This is a genomic window from Hyalangium gracile (genome assembly GCF_020103725.1).
Lineage (GTDB): Bacteria > Myxococcota > Myxococcia > Myxococcales > Myxococcaceae > Hyalangium > Hyalangium gracile.
Map to the genome: position 1 here is coordinate 333,613 of NZ_JAHXBG010000006.1, position 16,311 is coordinate 349,923.

The following is a 16,311-nucleotide window of genomic DNA, read 5'->3' on the forward strand; positions in this document are numbered from 1 at the left end:
CAAAGACGTCCAGCGCTTTCCGTGATTCTGGTAGAGGTTTTGCATCGGTGCGGGTTCGATTCCCGCCTCTATCCTTCTCAAGGGGTATCGCATCAGCTGTGCCGATACCGGATGCAGCGCACAGGCGGTGCTCCCCTCCAGCACGAGCCCTACAGCGAGAATCAGTGGGGCGACCAACTCCAAGCATGCCTGGCAAGGGGATTGTGGAGGATGAACTTCCCTATCACACAACGGAATAGACACCCGGACCCTAGGCGACTGCGGGGCGCTGCTGCGCCTCGCTAAACACAGGCGAGGGATTGGCCGAGATGGGAGCAGAGACATCTGTCCCTATGTGGGCTAATGGGATGACCTGCTCAATCCCGGAGGGCAACGCGCCCTGGGAGCCGCGCCCTTCTGAGCTTCAACGGGGGCGGTGCGTCGCAGTCTGCGGAGCGCTTCAAGGGAGCACTCAGTGCGAGAAGTGGAGGTCGGAGTCTACGATTCCTGGAAGTACCTCCCGTCAAGCCGAGGAACTCGTCGCCGCTGGAGCGTGGGGGCCAGCACTGCGCCTGTACATGACGTGCCGGAGGCCCCCCGGTCGCTGTGGGCTGCGCGCGGGGCCCATGACGGCAAGAGGTTGCAGGAGGGCGCTGGCTCCCCGGCGAGAGCTTGCCGCCCCCGTGGATGGTTGTTGAGGTACAGAGCGCCCCAGCGTTGCCCTACACCTGCTCGGGCTCCGGCTCGAAAGTGAACATGTACGTTCAGGCAGGGCTAGAAGCTCATCTGGAAGTCCGGGTCCGGCGCACGCGCAGACTTGGACGCACGGATGTATGTGAACTTCCAGCGGCTCTCCGCGTGCACTGCCTCGAACCCTAACCGCCCAATGCCGCGCTGGAATTCTTGGAGATCTCTAAAGCGCGAGGTTGCCTCCCAGATGTGGAGTTGGCCATCAACGCGGAGCGCCCGGTGGGCCTCTCGTAGATACTCAGTAAAGTTCGCCCCCATGAGGGATAGCGAGAAGACCGCCACGTCGAGTACGCCATCGGCAAGCGGAACATGGGCTAGGTCGGCCGCTACGACGCCGGGGTTCGCAGCCACGTGATCGAAGCTGTGCACGGTATGGCGCCCCTGGAGTGCCCGCGCCAATTCCGCCTCCCCACAGCCAAAGTCACCGATGACGCGCCCCTGCCGCTCCAAGAGGAAGCGGATCATTTCCTGATAGGGCACCACCATCCAGTCGGCTCGGGCAGCGCGGTAGAGCGTGTGATACTGCGCCCACTCCTCCGGATTCTCGGCGAGCCGCGCATGCGTCGTAGCGCTGTGCGTGGCATTCCAGCGGTTGTTCATCTGAGAGAAGTCCCCATAAGAGGCTCGCCGGGCAACGTCCACAGGTCCGCCTAGGGGGAGAGGAACCATCAACTGCATCCGTGCCACCTCCACCGTCTCTCCCTGCTCAAGCCGCTGAAGCCAGCTCATCACATCCCGGTAGGCCTGCTCCGGGGTGCGCAGATGCCCCTCGGGCACGACGCCGTCCACCGCTGCATCGGCAATCGACTTCTTGAAGCGGAGCCGCTCCATCTTCGATTCGCACCAGGACCAGCGGCCACCTGGGAGGTCGGCATAGGTGAGAGGTAGCACGATGGTCACCTTCCGGTCGCGCTGCCCTTGGCGATACAAGCGGCCCTTGAGCTGCTCGTACTCGGCGTGGGTCCACGGCAACACGTTGATGATCAGCCGGCTGCACACCGCCTGAAGCCCATCCACTCCCGTGCCGATAGCGGCGGTGCCGATTAGCACGTCCACCTCTCCCCGTAGGAACTGCTCAAGCCCGCTCTTATCCTCCCCCGTGTAGAAGCCCACCCGCAGGTGGGCCTTCTCCAACGCGACACGCAGCGTCTCGCCGATGCCGTCGATTAGGTGGGTGTAGATGAGCGTCCCGCGGCTCACGTGTTGGAGAATCACCCCGAGACGTGCACGCGTAAGCAGTTGTTCCAGAGCGAGCGGTCCTTTCGTCTGTTCCAGTGCGCGCAGTTCGTCCAGCAGTGGAGCGCAGTCCACACTCACGACCTCCTCTATGCACTCCAAGTCATACGCCGGCAGCCAGCGCGTCCCTAGTGTGACGAGCCGCTGGTGCAGCGCCATGCAGTTCGAGACTGTGGGCTGGATCCTGAGGTCGTCATGTTCCAGCCCCGTGATGAGCTCTACAAGGCTGCGTCCCTCCTGCAGGTTGTTGATGACGGGCGTTGCCGACATGCCGAGGACGTGAAGTCCGGTATTCCGCGCCGAGGCTTGAGCGAGTAGCCGTGCCAGCCGCTGCTTGCGCAGTGACATCTCCTCGGAGTTGCGTTGCTTGGCAAAGTGGACCTCGTCGATGATGACGAAGTCGATCTCTTCCCGTTCGACCAGTGCAGCCACGTGCTTGTCTGACGCAGGCTGCTGCAGCTTCTCGTAGTTCAGTATCAGGTAGCGTGGGCGCCCCGCATTCCCCGTCATTCCCGTCTCATCGCCCGCCAGAGACTTCCAGTTGGGCGTGAATCCGCCGGTGGCTATGAGGCTGTCGGGAAAGCTCTGCCGGATCGCGTTCTCCCAGCCCGCGACCACCGCATTGGGGCAGCAGATGACGGTGAATCGTGCGCCAACAACGCGGCTGGCGAGGATGGCCGAGAGCGTTTTCCCAGCGCCCGTTCCCGACCAGTTGCCGACCCGGCGCTTGTCCCGAACACGGGTTGCGACGAAGCGCTGCATGAGGTTCGGCGGCGTGGACACTCCGTTGACCGTGAACGCATAGCCATCGGGGATCTTGAGGCTCCGCGCCTCCCGATACTCACGAAGAAAGTGCTCCCGCACCTCGGTGGCGTAGATGCTTCCGCCCGTGTACTCCTCCGCTTCCCGGAGGGCGGCCGCTTCATCCACGAATGCGTGCTTCCACAGCTTGGCGAGTCCGGAAGCGACGAGGAACTGCACCGCCTCTTCGTCCGCACTCGAGAGCAGCTTGCTCTCAAGCGAGCTCAGCACGGCCTTGGTGTGGACGAGCGGGAACTCCACCTCGCCTGGGATGTCCTCCGGCCGTACCTCTCCCAGTTCCTCCACGGTTGGCTCGGAATCCTCCGTGCCTGACGCGTTTGCAGTATGCGTCTTGTCGAGGGCTTCTACCGAGCCATTGAGGAATCCGTCGGCGAGCGACGCCTCTCCTCGGATGAACTTTTCCAACTCAGCGCGTGGGAAGCGCCCCGTCGTGAGAGCCTTCGCGAAAGCCTTGGCGCTTCCCTGCACTCGCAACAAGCCGTTTTGCTGGAAGAGGAGGTAGAGCTCGGCGGGTGAGAACGTGTCGAGGTGCTCGGTGAGCGATGCCACGAAGTGGCGGATGTTATCCACAGTCCAGCCGCGATTGCACCTGGGGCAGCCTACGCCCTGCAAGGTGCGGTTGCCGATAAAGGCTTGGTACTCGTGAGTGCTGTCGTTCGGGCAAAGCCACCAGTACTTCCTCATTGCCGTGGCGTATACGTCTGCGGGGGTATGCTTCCCGTTGTGTGTCGGGTGCCACTCACGAGCGATCTCCGGGTATCGGTGCGCCAGAGAGAGCGTCTCCTGCCGGAATGAGTCGGCCCAGGCGATCCAGTTCTTCCGCAGGCCTTTAAACCCGGGAGTGCGACCGAGGAGCGTACGCAACGCATAGGGGTTGAGGTTCCCGGTTTCCAGGCCCGCCTGCCGCATCTCGGCAAGGAGTGTCACCGTGGACAACTGCTCGGTCTGGTTTTTCGCCCGCTCTGTGCACCATACCACGAGGTGCTCCCATGCACTGTCGGACAGCGTCAGGAGACTTCGATGTGCGAAAGTGCCCTTGTCCCAGATCAGGATGTCGGGCGAGCGATACAGCGCCGCGAAGGCTCGCGGGAGACTCTCCGCTTCCGTCCAATCTCCTTCGATTTCGTCCGCAGTCATTTCAATCCTTAGCTCCGCTGCGAAGCGTGGGGCAATCTCCCGCACGTGCAGAGGACGCTTTGCCAGGGCAAGGAACTCGCTCAGGCGTTCGTGGAAGGGAGTGTTCGTCAGCCGGAAATGACCGTCCGGCAGTTGTTCGAGGGGGAGTAGTTTGTTGGCCAGCTTCGCGGCCACATCCGCGGAAACGTGCAGCGAAGCGCACTCGGTTATCCATCCGGCCAGTTCCGCCGTGCTCACGCCGCTGTGTGCGCGCGTACGCATCCGCGCGTGCAAGAGGCGTTGCAGCGTCTTGAATTTGGGCAGGGTCTCCCGGGCCAGGAACTCGTCTGCCCGGAGTTCCACGTTCTCCACTCCCGCGACGGAGACCATGAGTCTGGCCCGTGGAAGCGTGAGATGAGGATAGGACGCGAATGCATCAGCATGGACTAGGCCGCCCGTCCGCGTGAGTTCCTCCATCACGGGGGCAAGGGCCCGGCGGAAGGCGCTCCCCCACTGCTCGCGCAGGCTTTCCATCCCCTTGGTGACAATCTGGCGGACGCGCTCGCGAGTCACATCCATCTCGGCTCCCACGTCCTCAAGTGTCCTGCCTTCGAGGAAGTGGGCAACGGTGGCGCGACGCTGGTTCGGCGTCAGGGTGCCCAATCCCCGTTCCAGCAGCGCATCCGGATTCTCGAGCAGCCCCGCGAGTTTGCTCAGCATGTCGGGCATGCCTTCACTCGCGAGCCGCTCAAGGGCGGAGAGAAGTTCGTGCCGCGACTGGCGGCCGAAGTTGGCGAGCTTCCCGTTCAGACTCTCATTCTTGGCCCAGTTGAGCACTTGGCCGAGCGTCGTTACTCCTGCGTTCTTGAGCGCTCCTCGGATTCGGGTGGAAAGCTTTGGCAGAGCCTCCGTCCATGCTGTCTCCAGCGAGATATCCCTGGCCGCTAACTGCTGCTCGAGACTGATGTGTCGCTCGTACCTCTGATGGGCCGCTTCGCCCTCCATTTCGTTCAGCCTGAGACTCTCGAGCGCGGTGCGGAGTGTTTGTCGCGAGGTCCTCCCGAAGTTGCGGACAGGTTCGGTTTTGCCCTGCTCCCATGCCAGCACGTCGCGGACGGTGTGTACTCCCGCTTGCTCTAGCGTGCTGATGATCCGCGCGGGAAGAGAGCCGAGTACCTCCCGCCATGGAAGGTCCAGCACGGCTGCCGCAGACGCCGATTCCTGAGGGGCGGCAGGGGACTGCGCGTTATTCACTGCTTTATTCTGGACGGCGTCTGACATGTGCTCTCCCCACTGAGGAACCCACGATAGCAAGACACTGCAGAAGTAGCCTATGGAGGGCGGGTTGACGTACAAGCAGGCGGCGGGCCTGCAGCTCAACCACGAGCAGCCGGGCGAGGCGCTCATCGACGTGCCGGATGAGAAGGGGCGGGTGACGACGAGGCCCTTCAAGGAGTGCCGCGTGGAGCAGATGCGCCAGGCGCTGAAGCTCAAGCGCAAGCCGACCTCCAGCAAGCTCCTGCCGCCGGAGGCAGAGGCGCGGGCCGAGCAGTACCGGCAGGCGGTCGCGGTCCAGTTCCCCAAGGGCAAGGGCACGCGCGTGAAGGTCCTGGCGCGCAACGACAAGGGCTCGGCGGTGCTCGACTTCACGGGCGTTCCCATGGAGAAGGTGGACCAGCTGCTCCAGGCGCTGAAGGCGATGCAGGGGTAGAGGCGGCGGTGGAGCATGGTCCGCGGCCTGAGCCGCGAGGACTGGAAGAGGGACACGGGCAGCGCCGTCACCGGATGCGGACGGCGAGGCCCACGTTCTTTTTGAGGAGCCTACTCATGGAGTAGGCTGCGCGGGTCCCCGGGAGCGCAGCCGGCTTCCTCTCACGAGGCCCCAGCATGGAGCGCGCGCCTGACTTCGAGCTGCACCCAGCCCTGCTTCCCGCAGGCACGGTGGTGGGGCTCTGGCGCGTGGTGGCCTGGGCCGGTCGCGGCGTCCACGGTGCCGTCTATCGCGCGGTCCAGGTGGGCCAGGAGCAGGCACCCGCCGTGGCACTCAAGCTGGCCCTGTTCCCGGAAGATCCCCGCTTCACGCGCGAGGCGGAGCTGCTGTCACGCCTGCGCCACCCGAGCATTCCGCGCCTGTGGGACTCCGGAGCGTGGCAGGTGCCGGGCGGCGCGCTCCATCCGTTCCTCGCCATGGATTGGGTGGACGGAGCGCCTCTCTACGAGCAGGCGTTGTATCCGCGTGCATCTCCGCAAGTGCGGCGGATGCTGGCTCAGCTCGCCCGAGCCCTCCATGAGCTTCACGCCCACGGTGCCGTCCACCGGGACATCAAGGGTGACAACATCCTGGTGCGCTACGCGGATGGCCGAGCGCTGCTCACGGACTTCGGAACGTGCCACTACCCGGGTGCCACCACGCTCACGCCACCTACCGTGCACCCAGGCACTCCCGCCTACCGCTCCCCGGAGGCGTGGTGCGTGGAGTTCAACCGTGCCCGCTCGGTGCAGTACCGCGCTCGAGCGGCCGATGACCTCTTCGCGCTGGGCGTGACGGCGTGCCGGCTCGTCACCGGCGAGTACCCGGAGCTGAGCGCACCCCGGAGGGACGAGCACGGGCTGTGGCACGTGGACTCCGTGATGCTTCCTGCCGCGCTGCGGAGAAAGGGGCGCATCGAGCCGGTGCTGCGCACGTGGGTTCTGCGCCTGCTGTGCCTGCGCCTGTCGTGAGCACGGGAAGCAGGCGAGTTCGGCTCGTCGTGGCGGCGGCGGCGGCGGCAGTACTGGCCGGAGAGGCCACCTGGTATGAGAACCAGCTCTTCCTGCCCAACCGCCGCGGCTTCGCCGAGGAGGTGTACTTCACCCTGTCGCACAGCCCCATCCGCGACGCCGCGCGGCGGAGGCGAAGCGGCAGGCCGCGGCGCCCGCCGAATAGAAGCGCCGCGAGTCTCACGTCTTCATTGGACATCTTCGCCGTGCGGACCGCGCCGGTCGTCTACGGCTCCAGTCAGCCACCCGGCCCCACCACCCCCGCCGGCTCAGGGGTCCTTCCGCTCGGGCCAGAGCTCGTTGGAGAGCGAGACCTGCTTCTTGGGTCTCGAGCCCGTCCAGTCCCCCTTCTTGCCCCACTCGATGCCGATGAGGGGGAACTTCCAGGCCTCCTGCAGCTCCGTCACCACGTCCATCTGGTAGTAGAAGGTCCAGTTGTTCGAGCTGTCGCGCAGGCCCCAGACCACGCCCCGGTTGCTGGCGTTGAGGGACATGTAGAACGCCGGATCGAAGACGGTGACGTCCTTGCCGAGCAGCCCGCGCTGCTGGAGCAGCTCGCGCGCGGCGGTGTACTGCCGGGTGTACTCCGGGTTCTGCTGCTGCTTGATCGTCCGGAGGTCCGAGGAGTTCACGTCGGGGATGACCTCCTTGAAGTTCACGTGGAACACCGTGGGAGTCGCCCGTGGGCCGGCGATCATCACGCAGCACCCGTTCATGGCGGCGGTGATGAAGAGATCCGACTGGAGATCCAGCTTCATGGAGAAGAAGCAGTCCGAGCGCCATGGCAGGAAGAAGCACTTCTTGGCGCCGTTGGCGTCGAGATCGAAGCGCGCCGTCTTGTGCTGCTGCGCGTAGGAGAAGCGCACCTTCCTGAAGCGATCCTCCCCCTCCAGCTTCGTCCAGGGGTACTCGCGCTGGAGGACCTTGAGCCGGCCGTCGCCCGCGTCGCCCGTGTTGCCGGGCATGTCGAGGCGGATCGCCTGACCATTCAGCCAGGTCGAGCCATGCGTCACGAAGTTCAGGAGTGCGTTCGCATGGAAGGAGGCCTCCTGGCGCTCATTCTCTTCGTTCGCCTTGCGATCCTCCTCGATGCACTTCGCGCACCTGCTGCCGACCTTGAACGGGAGCTGGTGCTTCGCGCACTTCGGGCACTCGGAGCAGCTCTCGTTGAGGCACTGCCCCTTGTGGTTCAACGGCATGTTGCAGACCTTGCACTTCATGGCAGCCCTCGGCGCATGGAGCGATCCGGAGATGGAGCGCTCCCCTCCACTGCGGTCTTCATCTACGATAATCGCGCACCCATGCTCGAGAACGCACAACCTTCAGTCCTTGCCGACCGTCCCCAGGTAGGCCGTACCCTCACCTTCCGTATCGCACCCGAGACGGACGTGCTCGGGGCACTGCGCCGTCTCCGCGATGGCATCTCCATGGATTGCGGCGTCATCGGCATTGGCGAGCCGGTGGTGCTGGCGCTCGGGAAGTCGATTCCCGGGCTGCGGACGTTTCCAGCCATGTCCGGTCCGGCCTGCAGCGTCCCGTCGACACAGGAGGCGCTCTGCTTCCTGCTGCGCGGTCCCGATCGCGGCGCCGTGTTCGATCTGACCCAGCACATCCGCGAGCTCGTCGCCGATGCCTTCCTCCTCGTCGACTCGAACGACACCTTCACCTACCGGGAGGGCCGCGACCTGACGCGCTTCGAGGACGGGACCGAGAACCCCCAGGGCGAGCTCGCGGTCCAGTCGGCGATCGTGTCCAAGGGCGAGCACCTGCGTGGCTCGAGCTTCGTCGTCGTCCAGCGGTGGGTGCATGACCTCGCGCGCTTCCGCCGCTTCAGCGAGGAGCGGCGCGAGATGCTGATCGGCCGGCGCGCCGACTCGAACGACGAGATCGAAGAGGCGCCAGAGTCCGCGCACGTGAAGCGGACGGCGCAGGAGAGCTTCGAGCCCCCCGCCTTCATGGTCCGCCGCTCCATGCCCTGGGCGACGGCCACGCAGGAGGGGCTCGAGTTCATCGCCCAGGTCGAGTCCCTCGATCGTTTCGAGATCATGATGCGCCGGATGGTGGGCTCCGAGGACGGCATCGTGGATGGGCTCTTCACGTTCTCGCGGCCCGTCACCGGCGGCTACTACTGGTGCCCACCGGTGGAGAACGGTCGCCTGGACCTCGCGCTGCTCGGCGTTGGCTGACGTGCCCGGTGGGCATCCGACCCAGGAGTGCTAGAGAGAGCGAATGACCGCCAGACACCTGTCCCTCGCGCTCGTGCTCTCCATGCTGCCGGCTTGCAAGAGCCAGAAGGAGGAGCCACCCGCCGCGCCGAAGCCGGCTCCGGCGGCGACGGCATCGGCCACCCCCGCGGAGAAGCCCCGGATCGGGCTCGTGCTGGGGCTGGGGGGCCGCGGCGACCAATCCTTCAACGACTCGGCGCTGCGCGGGCTGGAGCTCTGGGGCGCGGGCCTGAAGTACGAGCAGAACGCTTATAAGGATGCGTCGCCGGAGGAGTTGCAGTCCTCGCTCGGGCCGGAGCTGGCGCGGCACCAGCCGCCCATCACCCCGCTGGGCATCACTCCGTCCATCGTGCAGAGCCGGGTGGCGGAGGACTACGAGCCCAACCTGCAGCTGATGGTGGAGCAGAACGTGTCGCTCATCGTCGCCGTGGGCTTCATGCTGGAGAACGCGGTGGAGACGGTGGCGCAGCGCCACCCCGGCAAGCGGTTCCTCTTCGTGGACAGCCCGCTGATCAACGCGCGGAACGAGCCGTACACGCTGCCCAACGTGCGCTCGGTCATCTATCGCGCCGAGGAGGGCTGCTACCTGGCCGGAGCGCTGGCGGGCCTGGCGACGAAGGGAGGACGGATCGGCTTCGTGGGCGGCATGGAGATTCCACTCGTCAAGCAGTACGAGGCGGGCTTCCGGGCGGGAGTGGCCGCGACCAACCCGAAGGCCACCGTCATCTCCAACTACACCGGCAGCTTCACCAACTTCGCGCTCGGCAAGCAGGTGGGACAGGATCTGCTGGCCAAGAGCACGGACGTCATCTTCGCCGCGGCCGGCGTGGACGGGCTCGGGGCCATCCAGGCCGTCAAGGAGGCGCGGGACGAGGGACGGGAGGTGTTCGTCATCGGGGTGGACTCGGATCAGTTCCACCTGGCACCGAAGGCGATGCTGACCACCGTGCTGAAGCGTGTGGACCTGACGATCTACGAGGGCGTGCGCGACCACCTCCAGGGCCGCTTCCAGGCAGGGCTCCATGTCCAGGGGCTGAAGGAGGGCGGCATTGCCCTGGCCCCGGTCCGGCTGGACTTCCCCGGCAAGGAGGAGGCGCTGCGCAAGGTGGAGGCGCTGAAGGCTCGGATCATCGCGGGGGAGATCCAGATCCCCAAGGACCCGCGCTAGCTCCAGGCGGCCGACGCGGAGAGCCCTCGGCAGGTTTTTGCCGGCCGGCAAACGCCCCCGGCAACTTCTTGCCGGGAGGGGGCCCGAGAGCCGTCCGCGAAGGCTGGATGAGCCAGGGGGGACCACTGGCACACCTCGTGCTCAGGCGCGGAGCTGGCCCGCACGCTTCAGCGGCAGCCAGCTCCTCGGTTTGACGGGAGGTACCCCCATGACCTGCAGACTTCGACTTCCATTCCTGACACTGAGTGCTCTCCTGACGCTGTCCGCGGGCTGCGGCTCGCCCTCCTCCGTTGAACCCGCGCAGGCGCGAGGCCCCGAGGGCGCGCTGCCCTCCGAGGTAGAGCGGGTCATCCAGTCGCTCTCGGAGGTCTCCTCCTCCATCCAGGTCAACCCCTCTCCGGCGTCCGGCGAGACGCAGCAGCGCCCCGCGGTCGCCCAGGGCCAGGGCGTCTATCTCGTCGTCTGGGAGGTGAGCTCCACCGCCACGGGCTCCTCGCCAGACATCGTGGGCGTGCGCGTCCGGGCCTCGGATGGAGCGTTGCTGGACTCCAGCCCGCTGCCCATCGCCACGGGAGCCTCCTCGCAGACCGAGCCCGCCGTGGCCTTCGACGGCACCCACTTCCTGGTCGTCTGGGCGGAGAGCGGTGGAGCGCCCAGCATCCAGGGCAGGCGGGTGAATGCCTCGGATGGATCGCTGGTCGACTCCACGTCCTTCCGCGCCAGCATCTCCAGCTTTCCCGCGGACTATGATCGCGCGTACACCACCCCGTCCGTGGCCTGCAATGGGACGAATTGTCTGGTGTCCTGGTCCTACGCCTGGAGCCCCGCGCCAGGGTACTTGTTCAACCAGCTCTCCGGGACCTTCCTCCGCGCCTCGGATGTGACGCACCTCGACATGTGGCCGCTCTCCTTCTCCTATTCACCCTCGACTGCCGCCCGGGTCGCCTTCTCGAACGGCTACTACATGGCGACGTGGGTGGAAGGCTCGAACCTCAAGGCGCTCGGCATCAACGCTCGCACACGGGGGCATTCGAGCCCCGTCACCGTGTCGACCTCCGCCGATCAGCAGGTTCCCGACGTCGCCGGCCAGGGAGGCGAGTTCCTGGTGACGTGGCTGGAGGCTGGCAACGTCTGGGCGCGGCGGGTGAAGTACAACCATACCTTGCTGGGCTCCGCGAACACCCAGGTGGGGACGAACGCCCTGGCGCCGCCCTCGGTGACGGTGGACGGGGCTGACTATCGTGTCCTCTGGAACAGCCCGCGGAATGGAGTCACCCGAGCGCTCAGCACGCGGGTCTCCGCGCTGGCCGAGCTTGCTCCCAACGCGGAGCTCGGCTTGAGCGAGGCCTCCTCGGCCCGCGGAGCCATCGCCGCGATGGACTCGGGCCGCTACCTGGCCGCCTACGCCACGGACGCGGCGACAGTGGGTCCCCGCGTGAGCGCCAGGCTCGTCACGGAGGGCAGGGTGCACGTCTCTCCAGAGCGCATGGCGGACCCCCTGGTGCCGAGCACCGTTCCCCACTACATGCCCACGGTCGGCGCGGGCAACGGCGTCTACCTGATGGCCTGGTCTCACCCTGTCTCTGGAGGAGGCTTCATCCTGCAGGGCCTCCGCGTCAGTGCTTCGACGGGCCAGGTGCTGGACTCCGTTCCCCTGACGATCAACAGCAGCTCCGGCCCCAACTTTGATCCGGCGGTGGCCTTCGACGGCACGAACTTCCTGGTCGTCTGGGTCTCGTACAATTCGACTCCCACCATCTACGGTGCCCGTGTGCGGGCCTCGGATGGCGCGGTGCTCGATAGCACGCCGTTCCGCATCAGCACCCTGCCCGCAGGGGCTCCCTCGGTCCCGCACGAGGAGCCGGCCCTGGCCTTCGATGGGACGAACTACCTGGTCACCTGGCAAGGGTATGGCTATGACGCCAACGGCGCGTTCGTCTCGGGAGTGTATGGGATTCGAGTGTCTTCGTATGCCACGCTCGTGGACTCCAGCAGCTTCCTCCTCGCGCAGGGCGGCCAGAACAGCCGTGTGGCGTACTCGGACGGCAAGTACCTGGTGACGTGGGAGCGGAACCAGAACATCGAGGCCGCCCGCATCAACGCCTCCACGCGGCAGGTGCTGGACAGCCCGGCCATCTCCCTGGCCGCGAGTCCGGGCAATGAGCGCCTCCCGGCGGTGGCGGGCGAGGGGGGCAGGTTCCTCGTGACGTGGATTGGCGGAGACGACAACCTGTGGGCTCGGCGGGTGAGCGGCCTCGATGGGGCCTTGCTGGACTCGGGAGACATCTCCGTGGGCCCGGCGGCCGTGATGGGGCCCGAGGTGACCTTCGATGGGAGGGACTACTGGATTGGCTGGCAGGGCACCCGCGGCGGGGTGCGCAAGGTGCTCGGCACGCGAGTGACGGCGCTGGGCACCCTGGAGGCTGACTCGGAGGTCGCGCTCTCCACAGTGGATCCCGCCACCAACAATGGGAGCTATCCGCAGGTCCGGGGTGGCATCGCCGCGGCGGGCCCTGGCCACATCCTGAGCACCTACCTCCAGGATGATCCGTCGATCTCCACCTCCTTGTCGACCTTCTACTCCAGCCCCCGGTTCCAGCTCGTGAGCGCGAGCCTCGGGTCCGCGCTCCCGCTCGTCAGTGAGGCTCGTGCGTCCTGGGCGGGCTGCGACTACGCGATCCAGGCCAGGCGGGACGTCGTGAACGAGCCGTATCCGTATCCGCATCAGGTCACCCTCTACCGGCTCTTCGCTCAGGTCTCGGCGGATGCTTCCGGTACCTGCGCGGCGGCGCCGACGAGCACCGCGCTCGGAGAGTCGGAGACCGTGCCGGTGTTGGCCATCGTGGCGAACGGCGCGGGGGTCGCGGTGGGCTATTCCGAAGAGTTCTCCTACAGGTGGGTTGGAAGCCTCAGCAGTGGCTTCGTGGCCCAGCTGAACCCCAGCACCCTGGGCATCGTGAGGCGTCTCGAGCTGGACGCGGGCTCGCTGCCTCCGTCGTGCGCGGCGGGTGGCCCTGGCTCTCTCTCCGTGGGGCAGATCTCCCTCACGAACGGCTCGGACCTGGTCGTCGAGGGCCCCATGGGGGGCAACACCATCACCCTCTCGGGGCTCGGCGCGGGAGTGGACACGAGCACTCCGTGCGACGGGAGCACGGCGCGGGCCACCACCTTCACCGCGACCATCCCCGGGTTCCTCACCAGCCCGCAGGCGCCCACCATCGTCATTCACTGAGAGTCCGGTAGGTTCTCTTTGAGACGCTCGGTGCTCGGGCCCCCCTCCTCGCCGGAGGGGGCTGCTAAGGGAGACGCGGCATGCTCCCTACGGAACGGCTGAACCTGCTCTGGCTCGATGTCTCCCAGAACCCGGATCTGCTCGCCCAGCTTCGAAAGGAGCTGGACGGCCTCTTCCAGTCCTCGCGCTACCAGCGGTGGCTGAAGGAGGACAGCCGGACGCCCTTCACCGTCTCGGGCCTCCAGGCGCTGGAGCAGGTGGGGCTGCTCGTGGACGGCCGCCTGCAGGTGAAGGTGAACCGCATCGGCGACAGGCTCTTCATCACCGATGGCGCCTGGGTCTCGCACCTGATGCGTGTCTTCCCGGATCCCGACGAGTCGCTGCTGCTCCTCGACACCGTCCGGCAGCGAGGGCTGCGGGACTGGGCGAGCTGGGTCATCGATCCTGCGGCTGGCTGTGGGCACACGCCCATCGGCTTCCCGGGCCCGGCGCGGCGGGTGTCCTGCGATGCCAATGCCCGTGCCATCCTCTATGCCTCGCTCAACGCCCGGCTGAACGGGCTGGGGCCCGACCAGTTCACCGCGCTGCTCAACGACATGACCCAGGGCTTCCCGCCCTCCCTGCGCATCGACGGGAACGTCCTGTTCCTGGCCAACGTGCCCTTCGCGCCTTCGCCTCGCCGGGGCGCGCTGGCCTTGAACTCCGCCGGAGGCCGCACGGGCGCGGATCTCCAGCTGGCCTCGTTCCGGCTCGTGCGCCGCTTCCATGACACGTACCGCCTGCCCGTGAAGGCGTGCTTCCTGACGTGGACGGTGGGCTCGCAGGAGCGCGACACGTGGGAGGTGCCCCAGCTCTGCCGCGAGCTCTTCCCGGGACGGAGCCTCCAGTGGTCGATCGTCCAGCACGACTACGACGCCCCGGAGCTGCCCAACCCCGCGCCCGTCACGGACACCTTGCGGTATCTGGCCTCCTCTCAGTACGCCGTCCAACCCGGTGAGCGCGGCGTGGAGGCGGCCTACGCGGAGCTGTCGCGGGAGCTGCTCCAGCAAGGCCACACGCACGTGGCCTACGGGCTGCTGGAGCTGGACTTGAGCTGAGCCCTCCGGGCCTGGATCTTCTTCTGGATGAAGGGGAGCCACTCCGGCCAGAGCTGCGCGGCGACGACGGGGTTCTCCCAGTCATGGCTGCTGATGGTGCCTCGGCATACCGGCGAGCGGCAGAGGCACTGGAAGCTCCAGTCCCGGAAGCCCGAGACCAGCGGGGCATAGTCGATGGTGAGCTCCTCGCCGGGAGCGATGTCCCGCTTGGCCACGTAGACGAGCCCGCCATAGCGCGCCACGTTCGAGGCGCAGTTGTGGTTGAGGAAGAAGATCGGCTCGAGCCGCTCGTAGTCCCTCGGCGCCAGCCAGAGGCCGTCACCGATGAGCGCCACGTAGTTCTTGTCCGACAGCACGTCGTCGATCGCCGAGACGACCACGCCACCGTCCCGGGCGATGGTGGCGCCCCGGGGGATGAACTCCGTGGAGAAGGCTCCGCGAAACCCCTCCGAGATGGTCCGGACCTCGATGGGGTAGTAGTTCTCCGAGGTGGAGGGAGCGAGCTCGTGGCTGTTCTCCAGCTCGTACGGTGACTTGTAGCTCATGCGCGGGGCTCGTCGAGGACCTGGTATTGGATGGGCTTGCAGACGCCGGCGTTGGTCCCCTCATGGGAGCAGGCCGTCAGCCCGACGAGGAGATCCATCTCCGCGCGCAGCAGCACGGAGGCGCCCGCGCGGGACAGCGGCGGCGCGATCTGGATGGCACCCCGGGGGTCCACCGAGACGTTCATGAAGATGTTGAACGTCGTGCCGATGGCGTCCGGCCCGAAGCCGAAGCGTCCCAGGCTGCGGGCCAGGTTCTCGTGGCAGCTCGGGTGGTAGTCCTCGTTGCCCGCGACGATCTGGAACATCCGCAGGCTGCACGGGGGCATGAGCAGGTCATGCCGGCCGCAGCTGTCCTCCACGATGCGCAGCATGGCCTGGCTGCGGTTCGAGTAGAGGACGTGGCCGGTGGTGAGAAAGAGCGTGTCCGCGTAGTCGATGGAGCGGCTGGCGGAGAAGTGCTCGGCCGGGTCCGCCGCCGAGAAGCAGAAGAGATCCGACACCTGGGCGCCCTGGGGATCCACCACGCGCAGCAGCTGTCCGCGCTTCAGCTCGAACGCCACGCCTGTCTGCGCGGGGATGGTCTGGAGCGGCGCTGGCGAGAGCACCCTCACGACGGGTTCTCCGGCGGCTTGAGCCCGTGCTGGAAGGGGCACTTCCACTCGGCAGGGTTGTCCTTGCCCGAGAACTGGATGGCCTCCCACTTGTCCCCGTGCTGCTCGACCATGGGGTTGAGCGAGCCCTGGAACTTCAGCTCGCGCGCGCGGTTGGTCTTCACGGTGGACTCGTAGCGGCCCTCGCGGGAGAGCTGCTCGAACTGGTCATAGAGGTTGAAGACCACCGTGGGGAAGGGGAAGCGCCGCGCCAGCCGGGAGCTGTTCGGGTGCATGCCGACGATGAAGAAGGCCTCGCCGCCGAAGCTCGGGCAGAACCTGGGGTCGGCCGGATCATCGCTGAAGTTCACGTCCCAGCCGGCCGCCGGATCCTGGTGCGAGGAGACATAGGAGATCTCCCGCCACAGCCGCTCCTCGAAGGCCGTCTCGTCGAACTCGCTCTGGCCGGAGAAGAAGGCCCAGAACGTCATGTAGGCGGAGCCGGACTGCTTCTGCTGCTCGCGGAAGTACAGCAGGTCCTCCAGCAGGGCCCGGCTCGAGGCCCCCGAGCCCAGCTCTCCGGGGTAGAGGCCGACGAGGAACTCCTCCAGCTTGTACGAGCGCAGCGCCGGGACGCAGGGGTAGTTCTTGCGCCCCAGCAGCTCGCCGATGGCCGCGTGACACCGGAGCGGGTCCAGGGAGCCCGCGTGCGAGGCAAGCTCGGGCCGAACGCGCTGCAGCTCGTTACCACGAGGCCGGAACAGTGAAGAGGAACAGGTGTGCATGGCGGA

The 16,311-nt window shown here is 66.6% G+C and carries 11 protein-coding genes; 6 read left to right on the forward strand and 5 right to left on the reverse strand.

Going from position 1 to position 16,311, the window contains the following annotated elements:
* Window positions 1-753: 753 nt before the first annotated feature.
* A complete protein-coding gene (locus KY572_RS14325) occupies window positions 754-5,184 on the reverse strand; it encodes a zinc-ribbon domain-containing protein (RefSeq protein ID WP_224243163.1) in 4,431 nt (1,476 codons plus the stop codon).
* Between the two features lie 64 nt (window positions 5,185-5,248).
* Here KY572_RS14325 and KY572_RS14330 point away from each other — a divergent pair, with 64 nt between their 5' ends.
* Together KY572_RS14330 and KY572_RS14335 are read left to right on the forward strand one after the other, a co-directional pair.
* Window positions 5,249-5,614: a hypothetical protein gene (locus KY572_RS14330; RefSeq protein ID WP_224243164.1), complete on the forward strand. Its 366-nt coding sequence runs from the start codon at window positions 5,249-5,251 to the stop codon at window positions 5,612-5,614.
* A gap of 176 nt (window positions 5,615-5,790) precedes the next feature.
* Window positions 5,791-6,624 (forward strand): serine/threonine-protein kinase, encoded by an 834-nt coding sequence (locus tag KY572_RS14335; RefSeq protein WP_224243165.1) that lies wholly within the window; start codon window positions 5,791-5,793, stop codon window positions 6,622-6,624.
* Window positions 6,625-6,932: 308 nt separating this feature from the next.
* Here KY572_RS14335 and KY572_RS14340 read toward each other — a convergent pair whose 3' ends face one another.
* Complete coding sequence (locus tag KY572_RS14340; RefSeq protein ID WP_224243166.1) at window positions 6,933-7,883, reverse strand: hypothetical protein; 951 nt, start codon at window positions 7,881-7,883, stop codon at window positions 6,933-6,935.
* An 81-nt stretch (window positions 7,884-7,964) separates the two neighbouring features.
* Here KY572_RS14340 and KY572_RS14345 point away from each other — a divergent pair, with 81 nt between their 5' ends.
* The 4 genes from KY572_RS14345 to KY572_RS14360 all read left to right on the forward strand — a co-directional run bounded on the left by KY572_RS14345 (window position 7,965) and on the right by KY572_RS14360 (window position 14,385).
* Entirely contained in the window at window positions 7,965-8,849 is an 885-nt protein-coding gene (locus KY572_RS14345) for a Dyp-type peroxidase (RefSeq protein WP_224243167.1), read from the forward strand.
* Between the two features lie 43 nt (window positions 8,850-8,892).
* Complete coding sequence (locus KY572_RS14350) at window positions 8,893-10,056, forward strand: BMP family lipoprotein (RefSeq protein WP_224243168.1); 1,164 nt, start codon at window positions 8,893-8,895, stop codon at window positions 10,054-10,056.
* A 208-nt stretch (window positions 10,057-10,264) separates the two neighbouring features.
* Window positions 10,265-13,288: a hypothetical protein gene (locus KY572_RS14355; RefSeq protein ID WP_224243169.1), complete on the forward strand. Its 3,024-nt coding sequence runs from the start codon at window positions 10,265-10,267 to the stop codon at window positions 13,286-13,288.
* Window positions 13,289-13,368: 80 nt separating this feature from the next.
* A complete protein-coding gene (locus tag KY572_RS14360) occupies window positions 13,369-14,385 on the forward strand; it encodes a class I SAM-dependent methyltransferase (protein ID WP_224243170.1) in 1,017 nt (338 codons plus the stop codon).
* Here KY572_RS14360 and KY572_RS14365 read toward each other — a convergent pair.
* The 3 genes from KY572_RS14365 to gntA are packed head-to-tail and all read right to left on the reverse strand — an operon-like array spanning window position 14,355 to window position 16,305.
* Entirely contained in the window at window positions 14,355-14,930 is a 576-nt protein-coding gene (locus tag KY572_RS14365) for an SET domain-containing protein-lysine N-methyltransferase (protein ID WP_224243171.1), read from the reverse strand. The two genes, KY572_RS14360 and KY572_RS14365, sit on opposite strands and share 31 nt — an antisense overlap.
* Entirely contained in the window at window positions 14,927-15,541 is a 615-nt protein-coding gene (locus KY572_RS14370) for a DUF1989 domain-containing protein (protein WP_224243172.1), read from the reverse strand. Before KY572_RS14370 ends, KY572_RS14365 begins: the two co-directional genes overlap by 4 nt.
* Entirely contained in the window at window positions 15,538-16,305 is a 768-nt protein-coding gene (gntA, locus tag KY572_RS14375) for a guanitoxin biosynthesis heme-dependent pre-guanitoxin N-hydroxylase GntA (RefSeq protein WP_224243173.1), read from the reverse strand. Before gntA ends, KY572_RS14370 begins: the two co-directional genes overlap by 4 nt.
* Window positions 16,306-16,311: the final 6 nt, after the last annotated feature.

Bases quoted from the DNA above. Each gene is read 5' to 3' on its own strand.
- KY572_RS14350 (WP_224243168.1), top strand. From the start codon at position 8,893: ATGACCGCCAGACACCTGTCCCTCGCGCTCGTGCTCTCCATGCTGCCG.
- KY572_RS14355 (WP_224243169.1), top strand. From the start codon at position 10,265: ATGACCTGCAGACTTCGACTTCCATTCCTGACACTGAGTGCTCTCCTG.
- KY572_RS14325 (WP_224243163.1), bottom strand. From the start codon at position 5,184: ATGTCAGACGCCGTCCAGAATAAAGCAGTGAATAACGCGCAGTCCCCT.
- gntA (WP_224243173.1), bottom strand. From the start codon at position 16,305: ATGCACACCTGTTCCTCTTCACTGTTCCGGCCTCGTGGTAACGAGCTG.
- KY572_RS14360 (WP_224243170.1), top strand. From the start codon at position 13,369: ATGCTCCCTACGGAACGGCTGAACCTGCTCTGGCTCGATGTCTCCCAG.
- KY572_RS14335 (WP_224243165.1), top strand. From the start codon at position 5,791: ATGGAGCGCGCGCCTGACTTCGAGCTGCACCCAGCCCTGCTTCCCGCA.
- KY572_RS14345 (WP_224243167.1), top strand. From the start codon at position 7,965: ATGCTCGAGAACGCACAACCTTCAGTCCTTGCCGACCGTCCCCAGGTA.
- KY572_RS14365 (WP_224243171.1), bottom strand. From the start codon at position 14,930: ATGAGCTACAAGTCACCGTACGAGCTGGAGAACAGCCACGAGCTCGCT.
- KY572_RS14340 (WP_224243166.1), bottom strand. From the start codon at position 7,883: ATGAAGTGCAAGGTCTGCAACATGCCGTTGAACCACAAGGGGCAGTGC.